The sequence below is a fragment of the Pseudoalteromonas sp. Bsw20308 genome, assembly GCF_000310105.2.
Taxonomy (GTDB): domain Bacteria; phylum Pseudomonadota; class Gammaproteobacteria; order Enterobacterales; family Alteromonadaceae; genus Pseudoalteromonas; species Pseudoalteromonas fuliginea.
Genome location: NZ_CP013138.1, coordinates 3288598 through 3312983, shown reverse-complemented (window position 1 = coordinate 3312983; position 24386 = coordinate 3288598). Strand labels below are relative to the sequence as shown.

At 39.2% G+C, this 24386-nt stretch carries 15 protein-coding genes; 9 read left to right on the top strand and 6 right to left on the bottom strand.

The window, feature by feature from the left end; genetic code table 11:
- Position 1: 1 nt before the first annotated feature.
- Entirely contained in the window at positions 2-3088 is a 3087-nt protein-coding gene (locus D172_RS14605) for a beta-galactosidase (RefSeq protein ID WP_007378230.1), read from the bottom strand.
- Positions 3089-3200: 112 nt separating this feature from the next.
- On the opposite strand from D172_RS14605, the gene D172_RS14600 reads away from it, so the two are divergent.
- The 5 genes from D172_RS14600 (at position 3201) to D172_RS14580 (ending at position 10223) form a co-directional block, all read left to right on the top strand.
- Entirely contained in the window at positions 3201-4019 is an 819-nt protein-coding gene (locus D172_RS14600; protein WP_007378231.1) for an AraC family transcriptional regulator, read from the top strand.
- A gap of 80 nt (positions 4020-4099) precedes the next feature.
- A complete protein-coding gene (locus tag D172_RS14595) occupies positions 4100-4420 on the top strand; it encodes a hypothetical protein (protein ID WP_007378232.1) in 321 nt (106 codons plus the stop codon).
- Positions 4421-4570: 150 nt separating this feature from the next.
- Positions 4571-5824, top strand: a complete 1254-nt coding sequence (locus D172_RS14590) for a TolC family protein (RefSeq protein ID WP_007378233.1) — start codon at positions 4571-4573, stop codon at positions 5822-5824.
- Positions 5821-7068 carry an efflux RND transporter periplasmic adaptor subunit gene (locus D172_RS14585; protein ID WP_007378234.1) on the top strand — a complete coding sequence of 416 codons (1248 nt, stop codon included), beginning with the start codon at positions 5821-5823 and terminating at the stop codon, positions 7066-7068. Before D172_RS14590 ends, D172_RS14585 begins: the two co-directional genes overlap by 4 nt.
- Positions 7069-7076: 8 nt before the next feature.
- On the top strand, positions 7077-10223 hold the full coding sequence (locus D172_RS14580; protein ID WP_007378235.1) for an efflux RND transporter permease subunit: 3147 nt from the start codon (positions 7077-7079) through the stop codon (positions 10221-10223).
- 86 nt (positions 10224-10309) lie between these two features.
- On the opposite strand, the gene D172_RS14575 is transcribed toward D172_RS14580, so the two are convergent.
- The 5 genes from D172_RS14575 to D172_RS14555 form a co-directional block, all read right to left on the bottom strand.
- The gene (locus D172_RS14575; RefSeq protein ID WP_007378236.1) at positions 10310-11545 is read right to left on the bottom strand and encodes a TMEM143 family protein; all 1236 of its coding nucleotides are present in this window, start codon (positions 11543-11545) and stop codon (positions 10310-10312) included.
- A gap of 167 nt (positions 11546-11712) precedes the next feature.
- Entirely contained in the window at positions 11713-13965 is a 2253-nt protein-coding gene (locus D172_RS14570) for a TonB-dependent hemoglobin/transferrin/lactoferrin family receptor (RefSeq protein ID WP_007378237.1), read from the bottom strand.
- A 93-nt stretch (positions 13966-14058) separates the two neighbouring features.
- Complete coding sequence (locus D172_RS14565; protein ID WP_007378238.1) at positions 14059-15552, bottom strand: DUF2271 domain-containing protein; 1494 nt, start codon at positions 15550-15552, stop codon at positions 14059-14061.
- A 73-nt stretch (positions 15553-15625) separates the two neighbouring features.
- Positions 15626-16561 carry a hypothetical protein gene (locus D172_RS14560; protein ID WP_007378239.1) on the bottom strand — a complete coding sequence of 312 codons (936 nt, stop codon included), beginning with the start codon at positions 16559-16561 and terminating at the stop codon, positions 15626-15628.
- 12 nt (positions 16562-16573) lie between these two features.
- Entirely contained in the window at positions 16574-17365 is a 792-nt protein-coding gene (locus tag D172_RS14555) for a DUF4198 domain-containing protein (RefSeq protein WP_007378240.1), read from the bottom strand.
- Between the two features lie 669 nt (positions 17366-18034).
- Here D172_RS14555 and D172_RS14550 point away from each other — a divergent pair.
- The 4 genes from D172_RS14550 (at position 18035) to D172_RS14535 (ending at position 24371) form a co-directional block, all read left to right on the top strand.
- A complete protein-coding gene (locus D172_RS14550) occupies positions 18035-18619 on the top strand; it encodes a YqaA family protein (RefSeq protein WP_007378241.1) in 585 nt (194 codons plus the stop codon).
- 152 nt (positions 18620-18771) lie between these two features.
- Positions 18772-19602, top strand: coding sequence for a GGDEF domain-containing protein (locus D172_RS14545; RefSeq protein ID WP_007378242.1), 831 nt, complete (start codon positions 18772-18774; stop codon positions 19600-19602).
- A 222-nt stretch (positions 19603-19824) separates the two neighbouring features.
- Positions 19825-21186: a hypothetical protein gene (locus D172_RS14540; RefSeq protein ID WP_007378243.1), complete on the top strand. Its 1362-nt coding sequence runs from the start codon at positions 19825-19827 to the stop codon at positions 21184-21186.
- 398 nt (positions 21187-21584) lie between these two features.
- Positions 21585-24371, top strand: a complete 2787-nt coding sequence (locus D172_RS14535; RefSeq protein ID WP_007378244.1) for a TonB-dependent receptor — start codon at positions 21585-21587, stop codon at positions 24369-24371.
- The last annotated feature ends 15 nt before the right edge of the window (positions 24372-24386 follow it).

Below are 24386 nucleotides of genomic sequence, written 5' to 3'. Positions count from 1 at the left end.
ATTATTTAGCTGAAAAAGTTAAAGAATAACTGTACTGCTTTTGCTCAAGTAAATACTCTTTATGAGTACTTGGGCTCCATGAATCATCGCCACCTACACCCATATGTTGATGATCAATATGTACATGTACGCAATCATCAGCAATGAGTTCGTTAGTATGTTTTGCTTGCGTTAGCATATTTTGCGAATAAGTACTGGCTGCAAACAAAAACGCGCCAGTCACGGTTAAGTTATTAATACTCAGTAATTGGCAATCGCTACGCAGGCCATTATCAGTTGGGAATATATACGGTGTATGTAGCTCATTTAAGCTCAAGCTGTAATAACCTAAACGAGCTGCGGCTTTGCGATCTGGGTAGTTTTCAAAAGGCCCTAAACCTAGCCAGTTTACTTTTGTATCGCTTTGCTTGTTAAGCGTTGTACTTAGCCCTATGCGCGGCATTGGCGGCAGTGTATCGTTTAAGTGCACGTCAATATTTAAGCCAATCTTACCTGTATTATTTAGTGTATATAGCCATTGTGTTTTTGCTTGTACTGCGCCGTTAAATTCGTAATTAAATACACAAGTAATACGTACATCAACGCTTGATTGCACTGCGTGAATTGAGCTGCATGTGCGCTGCCATTGCCCTATACCTGCACGCAACCAACGAGCCTCCCATGCATTGGGGTCTAGATTGTCTACTTCGCTTACACCAATGTCGTTATCAAGTGGGGCACGATAAAAGTTATCAACCAGTGGGCTACTAATAACCTGAGTATCGTTTTGTAACCACTGCTCTATAAGCCCTGATTGTTGATTAAAAATCAGTTTAAATTTATCGTTTTCAATACTTAGTTGAGAGTCGGTTTCGCTAACACTTATAGCGTTTTGCTCAGATGATGATACAAATAACTTACTGCTTAAATTGTTACTATTTATAAGCTTAAACTGCTCTGAATCCATAACGTGATTAGCGTTTGCAAAGTGTGAGTCGTTAACTAATGCCACATCTAAATTAAGGTAATATTGCGCACCTTGCTCAAATGCTGTTTTAGTTTTAATAGTTAACGTGTGCGTACTTTGCGGAGCAGTATTAAGTACATGCTCGCCTTGCTCAACACAGATGCCATTTTGCATTAACTGCCAAATAAGCTTTTCGTTATCGGTATGTCTAAATACGTAATCGCTAAATACATCAATGGTGTATTGGTTTTTAGTTTGCTCACGCAATGTAAATTGTAAATGTTGCTGGCTGTACTTAGCTTCAAACAGGCTAGGGTGCGGCGTACGGTCTGGGAACAATAACCCGTTTATACAAAATTGACGGTCATTTAGTTCATCACCAAAGTCGCCGCCGTAAGCCCAATAATGCTTGCCGTTTTCGTCTGTTTTAGATAAACCTTGATCTACCCAATCCCAAATAAAGCCGCCTTGTAGGCGTGGGTATTCTCTAAATGCTTGCCAGTAATCGTCAAAGCTACCTAGGCTGTTACCCATTGCATGGGCGTATTCACATAAAATAAGCGGGCGAGTTTCACCTGGTAGGCTTAGCCACTTTTTAATAGAGTATTTAGGTACCGCATCGTCTTTAATATCGGTATCTACACGGGCGTACATTGGGCAAATAATGTCGGTAGCCGTTGTGTTTGCACCGCCGCCTTCGTATTGCACTGGGCGAGAGGGGTCAAAGCTTTTTGACCAGCCGTACATAGCATCATGATTTGCGCCGTGTCCGCATTCGTTGCCCAATGACCAAATAATAATTGAGGCGTGGTTTTTATCGCGCTCAACCATTTGTGTATAACGCGACATAAATGCACCAGCCCACTGAGGATCGCTTGCAAGCCTGCCCATAGGAAACATGCCATGGGTTTCTATATTTGCTTCATCAACTACGTATAAACCTAGCTGGTCACATAGCTCATAAAAACGGGGATGATTAGGGTAGTGAGCAGTACGCACGGCGTTAAAGTTATTTTGCTTCATCAGCTTAATATCTTCAATCATATCGGCGGTAGTAACTGCATGACCGTTTTCTGGGTGGTGTTCGTGGCGGTTAACACCGCGAATAAGTAGCGGCTTGCCGTTTACACACAGTTGCCCGTTAAGCATTTCTACTTTTCTAAAGCCAATGTCGTAGGCTTCAACATCGACGGTATTGCCATGCTCATCAAGCAGACTTACAACGCAGCGGTATAAGTACGGGGTTTCGGCGGTCCATTTTTTAGGGCTTTGTATATCAATTGTTTGAAATACAACATCGCTCCAGCCACCTTTTTCATCAACACGTTTATTGTTAGTACTTTGAATTTGTGGCTCACATAGCGCCTGTTCGCCATCAAAAATTTGCACTGCTACTTGGTAGTTATTCGGCGCATTAATCGCCGTTTTTATATGTAGTGCTGCATCGCGATAGCAAGCGTCTAAATTGGGGGTTATAAACACATCACGTATTTGGTTTTGTGGTTTTGTAAGTAAGTTAACATCGCGAAAAATACCGCTTAGCCACCACATGTCCTGATCTTCTAAATAACTGCCATCGCTCCAACGAATAACCATAACGGCAATACGGTTAGTGCCTGCAACTAACAGTTCGCTTAAATCAAACTCGCTCGGTAAACGGCTATCTTGTGAATAACCCACCCACTGTCCGTTACACCACAGGTGAAACGCCGAGTTAACGCCTTCAAAAATAATATGATTACGCTGAGTTAGCTGACTTTCGCTTATATTAAATTCAGTGCGGTAACAGCCTGTAGGGTTGTCGCTTGGTACAAAAGGCGGGTTAACTGCAAATGGGTACTTAACATTACAGTAAATAGGTTTATCAAAGCCGTGTAATTGCCAGTTAGAAGGCACTGTAATACTTTGCCAGTTGCTGTTTAGTGTTTCACTTAGCAATGACTCATCAACCGCTTCGGGTTTATCAAATAATTTAAAGTCCCATTGCCCATTTAAACACTGTTTTTGTGGCTGTGTATTGGTGCGAGCATGTTCAACGCTTTTAAAACCATTGAGTGGGCTGTGCGCTTTTACTTGATTAACTTGTACTGAAATTGGGTTTTCCCAATCTCGGCGATTAATTATGTGCTGTAAAGAGGTCATGTTTATCCTATTGCATAAGCGGGCAATTATAATGCGCTAAATATAGCTAAAAATAATCGCAGGGGTTATGCTTAAAGCTCTCCTTTATTTGTCCAAAACTATCATTGTAATTATGCGCTATAACATTAAAGACATACTCGATATTGGTCCGCGTTGTATAGAGCGCTTTATTGATTCACAAACGCTCGCGCAAATGCCAAACCTTGAAATAGCACTTGCGGGTTGCTCAAACCTATCGGGTCGTTATTGCGTAGCACGCTCAGCACCGCTAGAACATACACTTTTTTATACGCTTGCAGGGCAGGGTAAATTAACAACACAAAATGAGCAGTACACACTTAATGCCAATACACTTATTGTGCTACCAGCAAAGCAAAGCTTTGAAGTGAAAATTGATGCTGAACATTGGGATGTTATTTGGTTAAACCTTGCAAATACTAAACGTTGGCAGCATTTAAACTTAGCGCAAGCACTGGTACTAACCGAGCAAAAACTTGAACCGTTACACCTTGCTATGGAGCTTTTATACAGCGAGCCTAATGCTAATTTACGCGAAAGCGTAACGCCTATTTTAAGTCATTACTTAAATGCTACGCTGCAAAATAACTCACAGGGTGCGGCGCATAACCGTTTAATTAGTCTGTTTGAAGAGGTAGACAAGCGCTTGCAGTTTGATTGGACAATAGAGGTAATGTGCGAACATGTGCATTACTCATCGCCGCATTTGCATCGTTTATGCCAAGCGCAATTTGGTAAAAGCCCAATACAACAACTTATTTATTTACGCATTGAACGGGCTAAAAACTTATTGTTAAACACGGCTTGGCCAATTTCGCATGTGGCAAGTTATGTGGGGTACTCTAATATTTTTAATTTTTCCAAACGTTTTAAGAAGTCGGTAGGTGTGTCGCCAAGCGAATTTAGAAAATAACGTTAGCGGCTCTCTACATTTGAATAAATTTAAGGTATTGTGCGATTTCTTAAATTGCATTTTAGAGTTTTAGGTAGGTAATGCGCTCAAACCGTTTTTTAATAGTGATATTATTAGTGCTTGTACACAGCTTTATTAGCTGTGATGGCGCTGCGTATCATTTGCAAGAAGACGTTGATCACGTAACCAGTTCGTTATCGCAAGGCGACTCCACTGCCGATGATAACCAAAGCGATAAAACATCAACTACCGAAATTCATGCCCACCAACATTGCCATTGTGGCTACAACAGCACTTCTAGCCACTCAATAAGCCCAGAGCAAAGTAAAGCAACTTCGCCTGCGTGCTATAACGGGTTAAATTACCCGCCAGATGTACCGCCACCCAATTCACTTAGTTAGTTTTTAATTTTAAATACTTTGTAAAAAACTGCCTGCGCTTGTGCGCTATTAGGCTAGTTATTTACATATTTAGGTTGCTTGATCGCGCTTGTTTTTAAAATAGGCGTAGTGATTAAGTTAACTCTGTTTGTTAAAAAACGGACACGCTATATGAATAAAAAACCAATTATGCTGGTGGCGCTAATGTGCGCGCTACCTGCTTTTAGTACTTTGGCGAATGTTAAAACATTAACCCTAAAGCAGGCACTGAGTAATACCGAACAACAAAATCTGGTATTAAAACGCTACCCTTATCATCAAAAAATATTGAGTGCGCTTAAATCTCAAGCTGCACTTTCGCCTAACCCTGTATTGAATGTTGAAGCTGAAAACTTACTTGGCACTAACAAGGCGCGTGGCATTCAAGGCGCTGAAATAACGCTTGGGCTTAGCCAACTAATAGAGCTGGGCGATAAGCGCCAGAGCCGTATTAATTACGCAACCGCCAATATTAAAGCCCAAGCAATACAGTATGAAAATACCCGTTTAGCGTTATTGGCAACCACTGCTGAGCGATACTATCAAGGGCTTAAATTTCAAACATTATTAAGTTTAAACAACGAGCGTAAACAGGTAGTTACCCAAGCGCTTAAAGCGATTGAACAAAGAGCTAATGCGGGTGCAGCGTCGCAAGCCGATGTAACGCGCATGCGTTATGCACTTAGCCAAGTAGAGCTTGATAAAGCCATGCTTAATAGTGAATTTGAGCGAGCAAGTTTATCGCTTAACGAGCTGTGGAGTGAGGAGCAACCCTACGATACTCTTGCTGGCAATATTAATGTAATTACTGCGCTTAAATCAGCGCAAGCACTTTTAGATGCGGTTAACCAAGCCCCTGAATTTGCATTATTACAACAGCAATATTTACAGCAAACAGCTAATTTAACACTGCAAAAAGCAAACGGACAAACCGATATTAATGTAGGGGGAGGCGTGCGCTATAACCAACAAAGCGGCTCCAGCTCATTAGTGTTTTCGTTTTCTATACCACTGCAATTAAGTAATTCAAATAGCGGAAATATTGCAGCTGCAAATAGTCAGCTCATGCTTTTAAATGAGCAGCAAGGGCAATTGCGCATCCAGCTACGCCAGCAAGTACGTACTTTGTACGCTTATTATCAAGGTCGAGCTAATCAGGCAAAGCTATTATCTGATCAAATTATTCCTCAGGCACAAACATTGATTGAGCAAAGCTTAAAAAGTTATCAACGCGGACAAATTTCGGTGTTGCAATTGCTTGATGCTCAACAAGCACTTTTTGATTCTAAACGCACACTTATTACAACTCACGCAGAGCTGTACCAAGTGCTACTTACTCTTGAGCGTTTAACAGGCCAATCTTTAATTGAGACTCATCAATCATGAATAAAAATATAATCGCATTACTAGTATCACTTTCGTTTGCCAGCAGCTTTGTAAGTACAGATGTATTTGCCTCTGCTGAGCATGGCGAGTCAGGTCATAAAGAAACAGAGCAATACGAGCAAAAGCAAGGTCCACACGGCGGCTTTTTATTAACTGACTCTAAATTAACCCTTGAGCTTAAATTGCAAGAATTTGCAGGTAATGTTGAGCTGCGCGTATACGGCTATAAACAAAATAAGCCAATTAATATAAACGACTTAAACATAACAATGAGTTTAAAGCGCTTAGTTGAAGCCCCGCAAAATATACAGTTTGCAGCTGAGGGCGACTACCTTGTTAGCACGCAATCAATTAACGAACCGCATTCGTTTGCACTTACCGTTACTGCTAATTATAAAGGCGAGAGCATTAGCTATGAATACGACCAACACGAAGGGCAAACTACGCTAACAGAGCGAGCTATTGAGCGCGCAGGTATTAAAACCGAGATAGCGCAAAGTGGTGAAGTGGATATTACCGATACGCTTTTTGGCGTTATTGCACCAACACAACATGGCACGGTAGAAGTAATGGCGCCGTATACAGGATTGATCAGTGATATTTTTGTAAGCATTGGTCAAAACGTTAAAAAAGGCGACGTACTTGCCAATGTAACCAACCGCGAAACACTGCAAAACTACCCTATTAAAAGCCCAATTAGCGGCGTTGTAACCGAGCAATACTTAAAGCGTGGCGAGCTTGCAAGCACCAGCGCACTGATGCAGGTAGTTAACCTTGATAAAGTGTGGGTTGAGCTGTCGGCTTTTCCTGAAAACATTGAAAAACTCGCCATTGGCCAAAGCGCTAAAGTGTACGACTTGCATCACCATTTAAATACGCAAGGCAAAGTGTTTTTTATAGCCCCAATGATGACAGGCGGGCACATAGCGCGTGCCCGTATAGAGCTTAATAACCCAGACGGGCATTGGCGCCCAGGCATGCATATAAATAGCGATGTAAGTGTGGCTAAAATAAATGTCAGCGTGCGTGTAAAGCCACAAGCCATTCAAGAGTTTAACGGTCAACCCAGTGTGTTTGTTCGTAAAAATAATGTATTTGAAGTGCGCCCCGTTACCTTAGGCGCAAAAAATAGCGAGTGGGTAGAAGTACTTGCAGGTTTAAACGCGGGTAGCGAATACGTAACAGACAATAGTTACGTCATTAAAGCTGATATTTTAAAAAGCGGCGCAAGCCACGCTCACTAGGAGGCACCATGATTAATTGGATAGTTTCTTTTGCGGTTAAACGCCGCATGCTGGTGCTTGCGCTTACATTTTTATTTGCTGGATTTGGTGTATACAACATTCAAAATTTAGCGGTAGACGCAGTACCCGATATAACTAACGTACAAGTGCAAATTAATACCAAAGCGCAGGGTTTTACGCCATTAGAGGTAGAACAACGCATTACTTATTTGGTAGAAACCGCCATGGCGGGCATACCTAAGCTTGATTACACCCGTTCGCTTTCGCGTTATGGGCTTTCGCAAGTAACGGTTATTTTTGATGAAGGCACCGATATTTATTGGGCGCGTCAGCAAATTGGTGAGCGTATTCAAAGTATTCGCTCCGACTTACCTAATAACGTAGAGCCAAACTTGGGTCCTATTGCCAGTGGTTTAGGCGAAATATTTACTTATAGTGTGCACGCCGCGCCTAATGGGTTAAAAGAAGATGGTACCGCCTACAACGCTGAAGATTTACGTACTTTGCAAGATTGGGTTATTCGTCCTCAGCTTTTAAAAGTAAAAGGCGTAACCGAAATAAACAGCCAAGGTGGTTTTGAGCGCCAATATCAAGTAGCGCCAGTGCCCGAAAAACTCATTGCTTATAAGCTTACTATTAGCGATGTAATTAGTGCACTTGAGGTTAATAACAGTAACCGAGGCGCAGGCTATATTGAGCGTTTTGATGGGCAATATTTAGTACGCTCACCAGGGCAGTTAAAAACCATTGATGACATAGCCAATACCGTTATAGCTAAGCGCGACGATGCACCTGTACGCATTAAAGATGTGGCTAACGTGCTTTTAGGCAAGGAGCTTAGAACTGGCGCGGCCACTTATAACGGCGAGGAAACCGTGCTCGGCACCGCCATGATGCTAATTGGCGAAAACAGCCGCGTAGTGGCAAAAGCGATGGCTGATAAGTTAGTTGATGTGCAAAAAAGCTTACCCGCTGGCGTTATTGTTGAAGCGGTTTACGACCGTACAACTCTTGTTGATAAAACCATAGCAACCGTGCAAACCAACTTATTTGAAGGTGCCATTTTAGTGATAGTGATTTTGCTATTACTGCTGGGTAATGTAACGGGCGCGCTTATTACGGCAATGGTTATTCCGTTGAGTATGTTGTTTGCCGTTACAGGTATGGTGGGTAATCGCGTATCGGGTAACCTAATGAGCCTAGGCGCAATCGATTTTGGTTTAATTGTTGATGGCGCTGTAATTGTAGTTGAAAACTGCCTGCGCCAACTCGGTGTAGCTCAGCATAAACATGGCAGGCTACTTACCTTAAACGAGCGTTTAAATGTAGTGACCGCAGCCACCAAAGAAGTATTTACACCGGCTGTATTTGGTATTGTTATTATTATGCTGGTTTATTTACCTTTATTTGCACTAAGCGGCGTTGAAGGCAAAATGTTTCAGCCAATGGCATTTACAGTAGTTGCGGCGTTAATTGGCGCGCTTATATTTGGCGTTACCTTTGTTCCTGCTGCTATTGCAGTGTTTGTTCGCGGTAAGGTTGATGAAACCGAAAATGCACTCATGCGCGGCGTTAAAAAAGTGTATAAACCATTACTTGGTATATCGCTTAAATTACCGTGGCTGATGGTGGGTATTGCCACTGCATTAGTATTAGTGCTTGGTTTTAAAGTTAAAAACATGGGCGCAGAATTTTTACCGAAACTTGATGAGGGCGATATTGCTATGCACGCGCTGCGCATTACTGGCACTGGTATTGAGCAATCTGTGCAAATGCAAAAAGAACTTGAGCAAGCCATATTAGATCAGCCTGAGGTTGCTAACGTATTTTCAAAAATTGGTACTGCTGATGTAGCAAGCGATCCTATGCCGCCCAATGTTGCTGATACTTTTTTAATACTTAAACCGCAAGAAGAGTGGCCTAATCCAGCACTCACTAAAGCAGAATTGGTTCAGCAAATTCGTACCCGTGTTAACGATGTACCAGGTAATAATTACGAATTTACACAACCAATAGAAATGCGCTTTAACGAGTTAATTGCTGGCGTGCGCGCCGATGTGGCACTGCGTATTTATGGTGACGACTTAAGCGTACTTAAAGAGTTTGGCGAAAAAGCCACAGGGCTAATGCGTAATATTGCAGACGCTACCGATGTACGTTTGGAGCAAATGGAAGGATTGCCAACACTTTCGGTAACACCAATGCGCGACCACATGGCGTTATTGGGTTTAAGCGTAAACGATATTCAACAAACACTTGCCGCCGCTGTTGGTGGTGTGCAAACCGGACTAATTTACGAGGGCGATAAACGTTTTTCGTTATTAGTGCGCCTTGATAAGCGTTGGTCTAGCGATGTATCAGCACTTGCTCGTTTGCCAGTTGCTTTACCTAAAGATAGTAACCCAGAACTTGCATTTGTACCGCTTGGCGAAGTAGCGACAATCAGCATTGAAAAAGGGCCTAATCAAATAAACCGCGAAAGTGGTAAGCGCAATGTAGTAGTAACTGCCAATGTAGAGGGGCGCGATTTAGCAAGCTTTGTAAGTGATGCGCAAGCGAGCATGAATGAATCACTTAATTTACCAAGTGGCTATTGGCTTGAATACGGCGGCACGTTTGAGCAGCTACAATCGGCAAGTAAGCGATTGTCGTTGGTTGTGCCGGTCACTTTACTGCTTATATTTGGCTTACTGTATAGCGCCTTTGGATCGCTTCGTGATTCATTGATTATATTTAGTGGTGTGCCACTGGCATTAACGGGGGGTGTGCTTGCGTTATTGCTGCGCGATATGCCGCTTTCAATTTCAGCGGGTGTGGGGTTTATTGCCCTAAGTGGTGTCGCGGTATTAAACGGCGTGGTTATGCTGTCGTTTATTAAGCAGTTACGAATCGACGGCTTAAGTTTGTTTGAAGCAATTCACAGCGGTGCATTACAGCGCCTGCGCCCAGTACTGATGACTGCGCTGGTGGCAAGTTTAGGCTTTATACCTATGGCGCTTAATTCGGGAACGGGTTCTGAAATGCAAAAACCTCTCGCCACAGTAGTGGTTGGCGGGATTATTTCATCAACTTTACTGACACTGTTAATATTGCCTGCGCTTTATAAGTTAGTGCATTCTAAATTTACTAAAAAAGCAGAAGCTGAATTAGCTTAAATACTAGCTATTGATAATATAATAAAAAAGCAGCTGTACTTATCAGCTGCTTTTTTATTTGGGTATTATTTAGCAAAAATACTACATTAATTATATTGAAAAAGATTATCCCAGCGCTCATCCAGTATCGTTTTTGCATGATCTAAATTTATTGCGCTATACACATCACTAGTGCACGTTACCAAACGCATACGCACCAGCTTTTCAAGTGCGTCGCTAATTTCAAAATCAAGATCGCACTGGTATTTACTTTTAAACCAATGCTCTATTTGTTCATCAAGCGTTTGTGCGGTTAAGCCGCTTTCTGATTTGAGTAAAAAGGTATACGCAAGCAGGGCTTCTTTTATGTCTTCTTCTTCGGCGGCGTCAATAAGCGTGTGAAAAACACCCGCGTTGTTATCGAGGTTTTTAAAGTAGAGGTTATCGCTAAGGGCTTTCATAAATTTTATTTTACGGTTTTTAAACTTACTCCATTCTTTAAAAATAAAGCTGCCAAAAACCCCCATGCCAATAGCAAAGGTAATAAAATGTTGTTGGGTCATTTCTACAGCTTCACTTCTAAAACCACCCCAAAAAGCAAACAGAGCAAGCAATAATACGATTGATGCGCCAAGTTTAGTTATAAGTACCACTGCACCGCCAACTAAAGCCGATGAGCCAATAATTGCTTTATCAATAGGGCGCATGCGTACTTCGCTATTAGGAAATAGCATTTCGAGATCAGCCTTTGGCACATTTTGAAACAACTTTACTATGGTTGAACTTGGCTCAAACCCCATTGGCGTTTTATTTTTAGCTGCAAAATAAGCGCTGTCTTTAAAGCGAATAAACACCGCAACTCGGTCGTAATTAGTAAAGTGCAGCGGTTTTTTACGAAGGCCCCAAAAGCTGATGATGGTTTCAGTGAGTTGCGACTCGCCACGGCGATAAAATACCACTTCTTCAAAGTCGTCAAACTCAACCTCAAGGCGCACTTTAAATAGTGATTCTTCGTTTAATGCCTCTTGTAAGTCTTCATTGGTGATCACTTCAAAATTAGCAGCATTGAGTACTTTGGCAAAATCTTTAGCAAACTCATGTTGGCACTGCGCTTTTTGATCCGCCGATACTGGCGCTAACGATCGCGTGTCACTGTTGGGATCAAACGGGGCGTAGTTATTTTTAAGTGATTCAAGTGTTGCGTGGTAATCGTAATGAATAAGGCTTGCTAGTAAATCACAAAATTGTTTAAACGATGTTTTTTGTGTACTGCTTCTAAGCTCTTCGCTACACATATCAACAATATCTTGCTTTCTAAAGGGAATAAAACGCGCACTTTGCATAAATTTAATAACTACTTACAATTAAAATACTCACTACTTTTAATTGTAAGTTAATTTGTCTGCTATTTCTAACGTGCTTTTTGTTTAAGCACTATTTATCTTGGCTAGAAGAAAAAAAGCCGAGTTATAGTCATAACTCGGCCTAAAAATTAATTATTTTGTGTACCTTAAAATTTATAACTTACATTTACACCTAAATTACGGCCTGCTTCGCTGTAGCGTTTAATGCCGTTATCAGTCACTCCGATCCCAGGTCTCATATCACCTTGGTCAACAAAGCGAACACTATCCCAACGGTAATATTCTTTATCTGTTACGTTGTATACGCCTGCAACCAAGCGTAAAGACTCAGTAATATTGTAATACCCAGTTAGGTCAATAATTGTTGCTGCATTACTAGAATAAAGAGGGTATGTTTTTTCGCCATTTTCATCGATTGTAAAGGAGTCTTTATCTTCTTTACCTGCAGTGTAAGAAGCATATGTGTGAACGCCCCAATTACCTTCAGGCTGGTCGTAGCTTATTCCCCACGTTAAATTAAACGGCTGAATAGAGTAGATAGGCGTATCTTCGCTATTTTCACCACTTGTATAAGCCGCTTGTACACGCGTTTTTAAACCGGGTGTTAAATCAAATGTGCGGCTTAGGTTAAGGTCGGCCGAGAACTCAATACCTTTAATTTCAACGGTATCTGAATTAAAGTTGACAAAAAATCCATCTGGGTCTGTTTCACCCGTATTAGTATTTATGCCTTGGCGTTTTTCGCTATCAATAAAGTCTTTATACTTACTGAAAAAAGTACCTAAACGAAAACTACCTTTAGAAAACTCACCAACTAATGCAACGTCATAGTTAGTGCTGTATTCCGCTTTTAGATCGGCATTGGGAACTTCATTCCAATCATCGAGAGTGCCACTTGTTGTGTACATATCTTCAATGGTAGGTGCTCTGAAGCCAGTTGATACACCCATTTCAATACTAAATGAATCATTGAGTGCTTGTTCAATGCCAGCTGTCCATGTTGCCATAGAGAACGAAATTTCTCCTAATGTTCCTGATTCATCTGAATAGTTTTCATCTGCTTTAGCATTATATGTATAGTGGTCATATCGTGCGCCAAGACGCGCCTGAGTTGTTTTTCCAAGATTAAACGTATCTAAGGCGTATAAAGTATAAATGTCGGCTTCTGATTTTGGGATCAAAGCTTGGCTGCTTGATTCTACCCAACCCTTGTCGTTTAAAATGCTGTTAGACTTTCGTACTTGTGAGTTTTCATAGTCTTTATTTAATATTTCAGCACCATAAACTAATTTATGTTTTTGTTGCGCAAACTTAAATGACTTCTCTAGATCAACTGTTACTTGGAATAGGTCTTGATTAAAAGCACGTGTATCAACACGGTCTTCATCGGTAGTTATTCCACCACCAAAACCAAATCTAGCGTGTTGGCTCGTATTAGCCGCAAAGTCGATACTTTGTTTATTTAATGCAGTGGTTATTTTATCAAAAAGAGCTGTTTCACCTTCGTATTTATGAAAAACACCAACTCGGGTTGTTTTACTTATATCGTTGCCTACTCGGTTTGAATACCAACCCCCATTAAATGATTGCGTATCAGTAATTACTTTTGTTTTATAATAAGTACCAACAAATCCAATTTCATTGTCAGGACTAATTTCATAAATAAGCTTAGCTAGTACACTATTTAACTTAGTATCTTGAGGGTCAGGAATTTCTCTGGCAGAGCCTTCTATATCAGCGCCATTCATATCATAGTTTTCAAATTCATTACCATCGCGATAGGTATAAATAATGAGTGATTCTAGAGCACCAGTTCTATTAGCCGCAGTGAGTGAGGTCATTGTTTCGCTATTTTCACCACTGTAGCCTGCTTTTATGGCAAAACCTGAGTCATCGCCTTGATAAGAAAGAAAATCGTCAGGATCTTTCGTTGTCATATTAACGGCACCAGCAAGCGAACCGTTACCCGATAAAATAGCATCAGCACCTTTAACAATTTCAACTGATTTTAGTGCTTCAATATCGACACCATTACGTGAACCTTTAAAATATCCGTAAGCTTGTCCGCTTTCGTACTTTAGTGTTTCGCCCTGTGGCACACCATCAACATTAATAGCAACTCGGTCTTCATCTAATCCTCTAATATTAAAGCCACTTGCACCCCAGCGATCATCACCTTTTGATACAGATACACCAGGTACTAATTTTACTAAATCTTCAAAGTTATCAACTTGGCGAAGTGCTAATTCTTCACTACTAAGTACTTCTACTACCGCATCACGCTCAATGCTTTGAGATTTAACAACCGTTTTTTCTAGTGTTTGTATGGTCTGTCCGAAAGCTTGCCCACTAAGTGCAATGGTTATTGCACTGGTTAAAATGGATTTTTTATATTTCATGATGATCCCTAATTTAATGTTAATTTAAATGCAAAGGCAAACGATTGCGATTTACACATTTATTTTTTAATAATACCTTTAAATGAGTAAGCGTTAGAGGCGATTATTATTTGTTGTTTTATAAGTTATGCTTACAATTCCCAGTTCACCTTTAGCAGGAATGACTAATTTTTTAGGTAGTGAGGCTGATTCAGTATGAGGGCTAAACTCAAATTCAATCCGTTTATAGTTGTGGCCTCCACCTTCTCTTGCCGCTTCTATATTTAGATAGTATTTAGCTTTTCTATCAAATTCACCATTGTTATTTAGGCCACTCCAAAGAACTTTATATTCTCCTGGTCGGCGAGTTGGACGAGCTATACCATCTAATAAATCTGGATTTTTACGACCGACACGTCGCCACCAACGACTGTTTTCTTTAGCCCATCGATTACTTTCACCCAGTAATAGTAAATTATAAACACTACGGTTTTGGCGATCGCTTATCCAAATAGCAACATAAGGTTTTTCATATTTAGCTACTTGTAAATTAGGTATTTGATATTCTATTTGCAGTGAGTTAGCAGAAAGCTCATCAATGGCTTCAGTTTCAGAGCCTACAAAAGTATGCCATCCAGCTGATGCCACTTTTAAACCTTGAGGCGATACTATTAATGCTTCAACATTTTCTAGTTGATTAACCCAATCTATTCCTTGTGATATTGATTGAGTGCTTAATGCCGTTGCGATGGCATCTGCAGTGACGGCGTCTTTAGCTATAACCGTTGCAGATGGCGCATAGTCCATTGGCCAGCCATCTTGTGGATCTAAAATATGACTAAATTTTCTTCTTTGAATCTGTCTAAAGCGATTATGGTGACTACTTGATGCAATGGCCATATTTGATAAATTCACATAATATGGCGCTGCTGATTGAGCATCGTTTAGATTTGTCGGATCGGCTATTGCAACATGCCATTTAGCATTATTATTTGGTTTTCCCCAATAATATGCATCACCGCCAATATCTAATTTTAATCCCGTTGCATCAGGCAATAACGAATGCAAATGCGCATAAGCTAAGTCAATAATAAACCCTTTTGCTAACCCCGCAGGATCAAGTGCTATTTTTTCATCTAATATTACACTGCTTTTTACAGCATCAATGTTAATGGTTGAGCGTTGGATGTCGCGAGCTTTATAACGTACGGCAATCCTATCTGGTACGCTATCAGTGCGTTCAGCGGTTAACCAAAGCTCTTTTAATTTGCCCATTTTGCAACTGAATTTTTTATGCGAAGCGGCATGCCATTTTTCACATAATTCAACAATTTCAATTAATTCACTAGGAAGGTTTTGTTTACTTCCTAACTTGTTTAGCAAGCTAATCTGACTCTCTTTTTGCCACGTTGAAAGAATCCCTTCTAAGCGTGTTATTTCATTTAATGTACTACCTATCGCTTTTTCGGCTTGCAGTTGAGGTACACCTGCAATGCTTATATCCATTGATGTACCTAATACATTATCGTAATGGGCATTTACCATAGCAAGAGCTGGCTGTGTGTTAAAAATAAGTAATAAAGCAGCACCGAATATTTTTTTTAACATGATTTATCAACATTCCTTAATTCAATATTGTTCTCCCTGCCTGTAAATTTATTGGCAGGGAGGCGTTTAATATTCAGTAATTAGTGTTTGATGATTTTGCCGTTTTATTGTTGCTCACATATTCATTTTTTTTAGGCGCTGGATCTAGGTTGTTGACGATACCGTCTTTGTCAGTATCCCAACGTGTAAAACTACGATGCCCTGACAGCTGGTATTCAGCAAAGGTCATTGCACCATCTTCATCTTTATCTAAAACATTAAAACGAATGTGTGTTTGTTTTAATGCAGCTTTGCGTGTAGTGGCTATCTTTTTATCTAAACGGTTTTCATATTCAAAAATATACTCTTGCTCTGTTAGCCAATTATTAGCATCTTCGTCGGCACGATCAAAGTCTTGTCGGCGGCGTTGGTTAAATTCTTTTTGGGTAATAATGTTATCTTGATTTAGGTCGTATTTAATAAAAAAACCTTTTCGATCGTGCGTTGTTGGCATACGAAGTAGGCGTTTTGCTCTGTTTAATTTATTTTGTTTTTCTTGTGCTAATTGCAGCTCAGTTTTTTCAACCGTTTTCTTTTCTGTTTTTCTTTTTGGCTCAGGATCTAGGTCGTTAATTGTGCCGTCTTTATTTACATCATATTTTGTAAAACTACGTACACCAGATGCTTGGTATTCTTGCCATTCCATTTTAGCATTTTCATTTTTATCGAGTGCTTTGAAGCGTACTGTGGTTTGTTTAACTTGCACTAACCTATCAAGGGTAAGTTGTTTATCCATACGGTCTTGGTATTCAAAAATATATTCGTTTTCGCTTACTGCGCCATCCTTATTTTCGTCAGTGTTGTTAAAGTTATTCTGTCGGGCATTGTCAAATTCAGCTAAGTGCACATTGCCGTCATTGTTGGTATCGTATTGGTTTATGTAAATCGACTTGCTATGCGATGCTGCATTTGTGACTGTACTTAGTAGTGCTAAAACAGTAGTAAAAGTAATCGTTATTATTTTGTTCATTTTATTTCTCGTTTATTCTGTCGCTTCAACAACAAGGGTGTAGGTATTACTGATTTGAGGAGCCGGAGAGCCTTTAGGTGCATCACTTTTATAACGTGCACGTAAAAGGTATACGCCTTGTTTTTGTGGCATAAAGCTAAACTCGCCTTTATCGTTACTTTTTAATGAGATGGAAGGTTTATCATTGCTAAATTGATCGTTCGCCTGAAAAACATCAACAGTTAAGTCAGCCAGTGGTTTTCCATTAAACACGCTAACCATTGATAAACGTTCACCAACAAAAAGTTCATTAGGGTGGCTTTTAGCAACAAACTCTAAGCCTTGACCGTAAGGTTTTAGGGCTGTTTCACTTGGGGCACCTTTGGTTACATAACTTTCAGCTAAGGTGAGTGATTGGAAAAAGGCGAGTAACTTTCCTCCCTCAGGGATTGCATCCATTGGGTTTTCTAGCGATTTTCTTTCACCGTTTATTTCATACATTTTAAACACACGGCCTAAGCGTTTACCTGTGCTAAAGCGATAAGTACCTTCTTCTTTTAGCTGATGCTCTACAACCATACGTAAATGCAATTTCACAACATTATCAGGATTTATGGTTTCACCATTAGGAGTAATTACAGTAAAAATACTGTTATTAAACGCAAGCTCAGGAACAAAGAATTTCTCTGCAAAAGCAGCGTCTAAAGTAACGTTATCTTGACTTGATTCATCAAAAGAGTAGGGCGCTAAATAAGGAGTGTGGGCATAACTTGTTGCACAGACTGTGAGTAGCATCACACCTGTTAATAGTTTTTTTAAACGCATAATAAATTCCTAATTAAGTAAACAAATAATACAGTTGAGCGGGAATAATTTCGCCATATTATATATAAACACGAATAATTCGCAATATCATTTTCATTTAATTGGTGTGTTTTTTACATGAATATGTTTTCAGTAAAAACTTTGGACTTAGCTTGTAACGTTTATTGCTTATAAGGCGAAACATATGTAGTAAATAGCGACTTGCTCATAAATATGTATTTTCATCCTGTATTAAGCTGAATATGCGATGATACTTCGCAAGTTAGTTATATTGTTACTTGGATTGTAGGGAGGTTAATTTAACCTGAACTGTGGATAATAAATCTATCTCAAGCAGCTATTTTCAGCGCTCACTGTGTTGAATTTACTTGCAACAGGCCAGCTATTGACGCGTAAGTTCGTCTTGTTTTCACTGAAAATTTCTGGCTAGAGAATATAAATTTACATATCACTATAATTCAATACGTTGGTAAATATCTTAACCAGATCTCAGGTTAATTTAACTTTATTAGCATTCGATTTTGGTGGGTTTATCTCTGTAGGTTAAATTTACAGTAGTGGTTTTTTAGGTGAAATAGACTTTATATTTGGTTTTATAAGTGTCTGATAAATAAAATAAAGGCCTCTACTTTATATTGTCGAGAGTTTAAATTATAGAAGGGAATTATAATGGCTATTCAAAAAAAACTTAAACAAAAAACACGTCAATTTATAGATTCTAAGCATATGTTAAGTGGTATTACCGTTGCGTCTTTTTTAGAGTCGACCATAGTCCCTATTCCACTTGAAGCTGTTTTAGTGCCATTAATGCAAGCTCGACGTGAAAAACTTTGGCTTATTGCATTTATGGCTACTTTGGGATGTGTTGTGGGAGCTCTGTTTGGCTATGCTTTGGGTTATTACCTATTTGACGCCGTTGGTGATTGGATCATTAATACGTTTTCAACACCTGAGCAATTTAAAAATGTTCAGCAACAAATGCAAGAACAAGGTTTTTGGTTTGTTATAACGCTTGGTATTGTACCAATCCCTTTTCAAATAGCGATGCTTGCTGCTGGTGCAACTAAATATTCAATTTGGTTATTTTTGTTAGCCAGTGCTATTGCACGTTCTATTCGTTATTTTAGTTTGGCTATTATTGTGTATTACGCGGGTAATCAAGCTGAACGGATAATTAGTAAACATAAAACTAAGGCTATGATTGGTTTAAGTGTTTTAATACTAGGGACATGGGGGGTAAGTACACTCATTTAACGCAGTGGTTTTGTATCTGAATTTTGAACGTGTGTTATAATTTTACGTGTTGCTCATATAGCCTAACGTAAAATTGGACGATAATGAATCCCGAAATAGTAAGTATAAAGTTAAGTCGCTTTGTCCATCTCACTAAGCTGAATAAGCTTTTAATGTTTATACTTCTTTCCTATATTTTGGTGTTTTCTGCTTATTCTTTAATGAATTTCCCTTTTTTAGATTTTAAAAATAATATTTATGGTTTTACGACGGATGTTATTAATTTAATAGTCATTGTTGCTATTTTTTGGGTTGTACAGTGCTCAAAGTTAGCTAAAAAAGCATATTTTTACGTAAGCACTGGATTGTTATTATGGATTGTCGGTATTACGGCTGATGTGCTTGATGAGGTAGTTATACCGCCTTACTGGGTAAGTTTGTATGTTGAAGATTTATGCCGAACTATAGGCATGGCAATAACCGCTTTTGGCTTGTTTAAAACTATGTTATTTATGCAAAAAATGCATAATCGGTTAGCTAAAGAGCTCATTATGGATGATTTGACTAATGTGCATAACCGGCGTTGTTTTTATCGATATGTGAAAAATGTGACGACACCCGCATACACTCTTTTAATTATTGATATAGACCATTTTAAATCTATAAATGATGACTTCGGTCACGATATGGGAGACAAAATACTTAAAGAGTTTGCCTATAAAGTGAATGCTTTATTTGATGACACGAGTATTTTTGCTCGAATTGGTGGTGAAGAGTTTGCCGGTTATTTCCCCCCAAGTAATATTAATGATGTGACTGATTTTTCCCAAACTATTTTAGAGCTCGCTCATACAATTAATGTGAAAAACGACCGCTTTATAACTGTAAGCATAGGTATTGCACAACGCATTGAACGAGAGTTGTTTGATGAGGTAATGAAGCGAGCTGATCTTGCTTTGTATAAAGCAAAAGAAACTGGCCGTAATAGGTATGTAGTGAGCTGATCTTTTCAACCTCTAAACGCAGACGTCAAAACGCTAAGCATTTGCTGTGGTTGTCCCTCAAACTTTTCCTTTTGTAATCTATTATCAATATTAAAGACACTTTCATACACTTTTTAACGTTTACGTCAGGAAGTGTCAGTGCGAGTAATGCTTTGTAAATTATGAAATTAAAATAGGGTATTCGAGTCATAAAAGGGATTTTAATAATAAGGAATAACTCTAATGACCAACTCCCTGTTTAAAGCTGCTTTACCACTTAGTTTAATCTCTATCTTAGCCGGTTGTGGCTCCGATGATAGCTCAAGTGATACCGGTTATATTCAATTATACAATGGCTCTTATAACAGCCCATACACTCGACTATTTATTGATGAAACAGAGCGTTCAGGTACTGACTTTGCTGATGTAACTACTCGTCACAACTACAGTACTGACACTTATGATGTAAGTTTTGAGTACCTTGATGCTAACGACAGCTACATAACCATTAGTGAACAAGAAGTGTCGATAAAAGGTGATAAAACGCAATTAATTGTGATGAGTGGCGATTTTGCTGAGCCTATATTCACAGAGCTTAGCGTGCCTATCTCTAGTGACACTGATGAATTTAACTTAGGCTTTTTTAATACCACGAATGAAAATAATAACTATGATATTTATATAGCTACGGATGATGGTGTATTTGAAAGCGCAACATTATTTGCCTCTGCGCAGTATTTGGCTGAGCCCGAGCTGCAAACACTTGAAGAAGGGTATTATACAATTTATGTGACAGCGGCAGGTAGTTCGGATGTTATTTTTGAATCACCTTCGGTTTATTACTACGACGAAGCAAGCTACGTTGCTATGATCCGTCCAAGCTATGCAACCGAAAAAAACGGTATTACGCTTGATATAGTGACTGATAATAACTATGTCACGGAGCTAAATCATCAAGATGCACAAGGCCAATTACGATTCATTAATACAATGGATAGCTATTCACCGGTTAGCTTCTCAATTACTCGTGGTACTACAGAGTTAACAACCGATACAGTAGCCAACGATACTTATACTAACTATGTTGAATTATCGCCTAACAGCTACAGTGTTGCTATGTATGACGAAGAAGGCACTAAGCTTGCTGATAACTTTTTAATGACGTTAGAGCGTGAACAAAGTGCAGTGGGGATTTTTTATAACGACGAAGAAAATGGTCCTCGTATGATGAGCGTAGAAGAAAACCTTACACCTAGCAGTTATAGTCATACGGTATCAGTTGTAAATTTAATTGAAAATTATGCAGGTCAATCAGTCTCTGAAGTTGACGTGTACTTTACACTTAACGGTGAAACAGTAGAAGACACAAGTAATGTTGTTGATGGGCTTGATAAATACGATCAAGAAGAGCAAGTCGTAGACAACGAGATTTACACTGTTTATGCAGTATTTGAGGATAACGGGCAGCAAATCGTGCTTATCCAACAAAGCGATATGGACTTTACGCAAGAAGGAAACTACATACTTATCTTAGAGCACGATACAACAACGAGTTCAGGTTATAAAATGACCTTAGAACGTACGATCACCGATAGTGTTGAATAGTTAGTTTTAAAAATAGTTACATGCCCTGAGTATTTTTTACTTGGGGCTTTTTTTTGATTAAAAATAACAGGTTTGTTTGTTGATTGAGACAGGTTGTATTTTGGTCGTAAACAGATGTCTTAGTTAAGTTAGAGTCTGAACAGCTCAACATATTTAATCGTTTATTATTTTAGCTCTATTTTGTTTATAGTTTTTATTATCAAACCGTAATTATAGGTAAATTAAGGGGAGTCAAATTAGCTCACGTTGTCGTTTTTTTTGTAAAAAAAACAACATAAACACATGGTTTAAATAGGGGATAAAAAACACTGACATATTTAATTCATCTTCTGTAATTAGGATGTCCGTGCCGAGCCATTATGGCCTATTAATCATAAGCAGCAATTAAGAGAAACATTATGAACCCTTTTAAATCATCACCTTTTATTAAGTCGAGTCTCGCATTAGCATGTTGTGGTATTTTATATACAACCCCAGTTTTAGCTGATGGCGCCGTTAAAGGACGCATTACCGATTCAAGTCAAAGTGTTTACTTTGGTGGTGCAAAAATTACTGTAAAAGAACTAAACCTAAAAACAGTCAGCGGGCGTGATGGTACTTTCTCATTTAATAATTTACCAGCAGGGGATTACACCTTAATGGTTGATTATATTGGTGCATCCTCGGTAGAGAAAAAAATAAAAATTGTTGATGAAAACGTGTTCACGCAACAAATAATAATAGGTGAGCAAGAGGATGCGATTGATAATATTATTGTTTATGGTCAAAGTGCAGGGCAAGCTGGCGCGATTAACAGACAAAAAAATGCCAGTAATCTAAAGTCAGTGGTAAGTGCTGATTCAATTGGTCAGCTCCCAGATCAAAATGCAGCGGAAGCTTTACAACGCCTGCCGGGGGTTTTTATAGCGCGAGATCAAGGTGAAGGACGTTTTGTTGGTATTCGTGGTATCGATCCTAATTTAAATAATGTGACCGTGAATGGCCTTAATGTACCTTCTCCCGAGGCCGGGGTTCGCAGTGTGGCAATGGATGTTATTCCAAGTGAATTAATTCAAAGTTTAGAAGTAAGTAAAACGGTCACACCCGACATGGATGCAAGTGCGATTGGTGGCTCAATTGAAGTTAAAAGTTTAAGTGCTTTTGATAAATCTGGGCAGAGTTATAGCTTCACCGCACAAGGTTCATATAATGAACTTGAGTCGGACACTAGCCCTAAATTTTCGGCAAGTTTTACAGATGTTTATGAACTCAGTAACGGTTTGGATTTAGGGGTAGCGACTGCTATTTCATGGTTTAAACGTGACTTTGGTTCTCGTAATGTTGAAACTGATGGTGGCTGGAGCGAATTTAAAGTTGAAGATGACGCTACGGGTGAAGATATAAAAATTTTTGGAGCAGAAGAGATTGAGCAACGCCAATATCAAATTACACGTGAGCGTTTAGGTGCTGCGCTTAACTTTGATTTACACAGTGGTGTAGCAAATCGATACTATTTACGCACACTTTACAGTGATTTCTCGGATGATGAATACCGCCAGCGTAAAGAGTTTAAGTTTAGCGATGGCCAAGTTAATACACATGATAATAACAGCGCTTCTTTTTCTGACGCTGAAATGGACCGAGATACGAAAGATCGTTATGAAGAACAAAGCATTTTGTCATTGGTCGCAGGTGGCGAGCATCAATTAAACAATTGGTTTGTTGAATACAGCGTCGGTTACTCAAAGTCAGACGAAAAAGAGCCAGATCGCTTAGATGTAAGCTTTGCGGGTGAAGGGCTTGATTTGGGTTATATTGCACAAAGTGAAATACCAAGCTTATCTCAATCATCTAATGCTAACGAGATGAGCAATTTTGTTTTAGATAAAGTCGAGGCTAACGACAATCTTAGTGAAGATGAAGCAATGACCTTTAAGGTTGATTTCAGTCGTGATTTTGTTTGGAATAATAACAATGGTGAATTCAAGTTTGGCGCTAAATATCAAAGCCGTGAAAAACGTAACGATGTAAATGTTTGGATTTATAAGGATGACTTACAAGGAGCCCTCGCGAGTGACTTCGCTGCGCCTGTCCCCGACTATGATTTAGGAGAATTTGGTCCTGGTCTAAATCGTTCAGCTATCCGTCAATTTGTGAATAATAATCGTGATGCATTTGAACTGAACGAAAACGACTCACAAGTTGAGTCCGATGGTGCAAGTTATACCAGTAATGAAGATATTGTTGCAGCTTATGCAATGGTAACGTTAGATATTGATAAGTTACAAATTGTCGCAGGCCTTCGTTATGAAGGAACTCAATTTGATACTGAAGGTAATCAGGTCGCGCTATTAACTGACGATGTAAACGATACGGAAGTAGTTACAAGCACACCTTGGAAAGCCACAAAAGATTATGATCATTTTTTACCTAGTTTAAATATGCGCTATGAGCACAGTGATAAATTAGTGTCTCGTTTTGCCTATACAAATACAATTGCACGCCCTTCATTTAAAGATTCTGCGGCGTTTCAGTTAATTGAATCTGAAAGCAGTGAAGATGACGGCGTAATTTCCGTTGAGCGTAAAGCTGAAGTGGGGAACCCCGATTTAGACCCTTATGAATCAATGAATCTCGATGCCTCTATTGAATACTACCCAGGCAGTATTGGGGTACTTTCAGCGGGGCTGTTCTACAAAGATATCGACAACTATATTGTTCAGCAAGAAGTACAAGATAACGGCCAATGGAATGGTTACCAAGAAGTTGTGCAAATGGTTAATGGTGGCTCTGCATCACTAACAGGGCTTGAACTTAACTGGAGTAAAACGTTTGATTCTGGTTTTTTAATTAGTGCAAATGGCACATTTATTAATGCTGACGATGACTTACCAAATCAAGCAGATAAAATAGGTAACTTTATTGTTGGTTATGAAAACAATGTAATTAGCACTCGTTTGAGCGCATCTTATAAGAGTGAAAGCTTCCAATTTGAAGATGCTGACATGAATGTATATGAAGATAGTCACACGCAATTAGATTTCAGCGGTAAGTACTTTATAAATGATTCTGTTAATGTTTACTTTAATGCGAAAAACTTAACCGATGAGCCTTTGTATCTTTATCATGGTGAGCGTAAATACAACTACCAATATGAATCATACGGTCGTACTTATGAGCTAGGGTTTACTATTAACTCTCTTTAATTTACACAACTAAAA

Coding starts and splice junctions, on each gene's coding strand:
- D172_RS14570 (WP_007378237.1), bottom strand. CDS start 13,965: ATGAAATATAAAAAATCCATTTTAACCAGTGCAATAACCATTGCACTT.
- D172_RS14605 (WP_007378230.1), bottom strand. CDS start 3,088: ATGACCTCTTTACAGCACATAATTAATCGCCGAGATTGGGAAAACCCA.
- D172_RS14600 (WP_007378231.1), top strand. CDS start 3,201: ATGCGCTATAACATTAAAGACATACTCGATATTGGTCCGCGTTGTATA.
- D172_RS14535 (WP_007378244.1), top strand. CDS start 21,585: ATGAACCCTTTTAAATCATCACCTTTTATTAAGTCGAGTCTCGCATTA.
- D172_RS14545 (WP_007378242.1), top strand. CDS start 18,772: ATGTTTATACTTCTTTCCTATATTTTGGTGTTTTCTGCTTATTCTTTA.
- D172_RS14575 (WP_007378236.1), bottom strand. CDS start 11,545: ATGCAAAGTGCGCGTTTTATTCCCTTTAGAAAGCAAGATATTGTTGAT.
- D172_RS14550 (WP_007378241.1), top strand. CDS start 18,035: ATGGCTATTCAAAAAAAACTTAAACAAAAAACACGTCAATTTATAGAT.
- D172_RS14555 (WP_007378240.1), bottom strand. CDS start 17,365: ATGCGTTTAAAAAAACTATTAACAGGTGTGATGCTACTCACAGTCTGT.
- D172_RS14560 (WP_007378239.1), bottom strand. CDS start 16,561: ATGAACAAAATAATAACGATTACTTTTACTACTGTTTTAGCACTACTA.
- D172_RS14565 (WP_007378238.1), bottom strand. CDS start 15,552: ATGTTAAAAAAAATATTCGGTGCTGCTTTATTACTTATTTTTAACACA.
- D172_RS14540 (WP_007378243.1), top strand. CDS start 19,825: ATGACCAACTCCCTGTTTAAAGCTGCTTTACCACTTAGTTTAATCTCT.
- D172_RS14580 (WP_007378235.1), top strand. CDS start 7,077: ATGATTAATTGGATAGTTTCTTTTGCGGTTAAACGCCGCATGCTGGTG.
- D172_RS14595 (WP_007378232.1), top strand. CDS start 4,100: ATGCGCTCAAACCGTTTTTTAATAGTGATATTATTAGTGCTTGTACAC.
- D172_RS14590 (WP_007378233.1), top strand. CDS start 4,571: ATGAATAAAAAACCAATTATGCTGGTGGCGCTAATGTGCGCGCTACCT.
- D172_RS14585 (WP_007378234.1), top strand. CDS start 5,821: ATGAATAAAAATATAATCGCATTACTAGTATCACTTTCGTTTGCCAGC.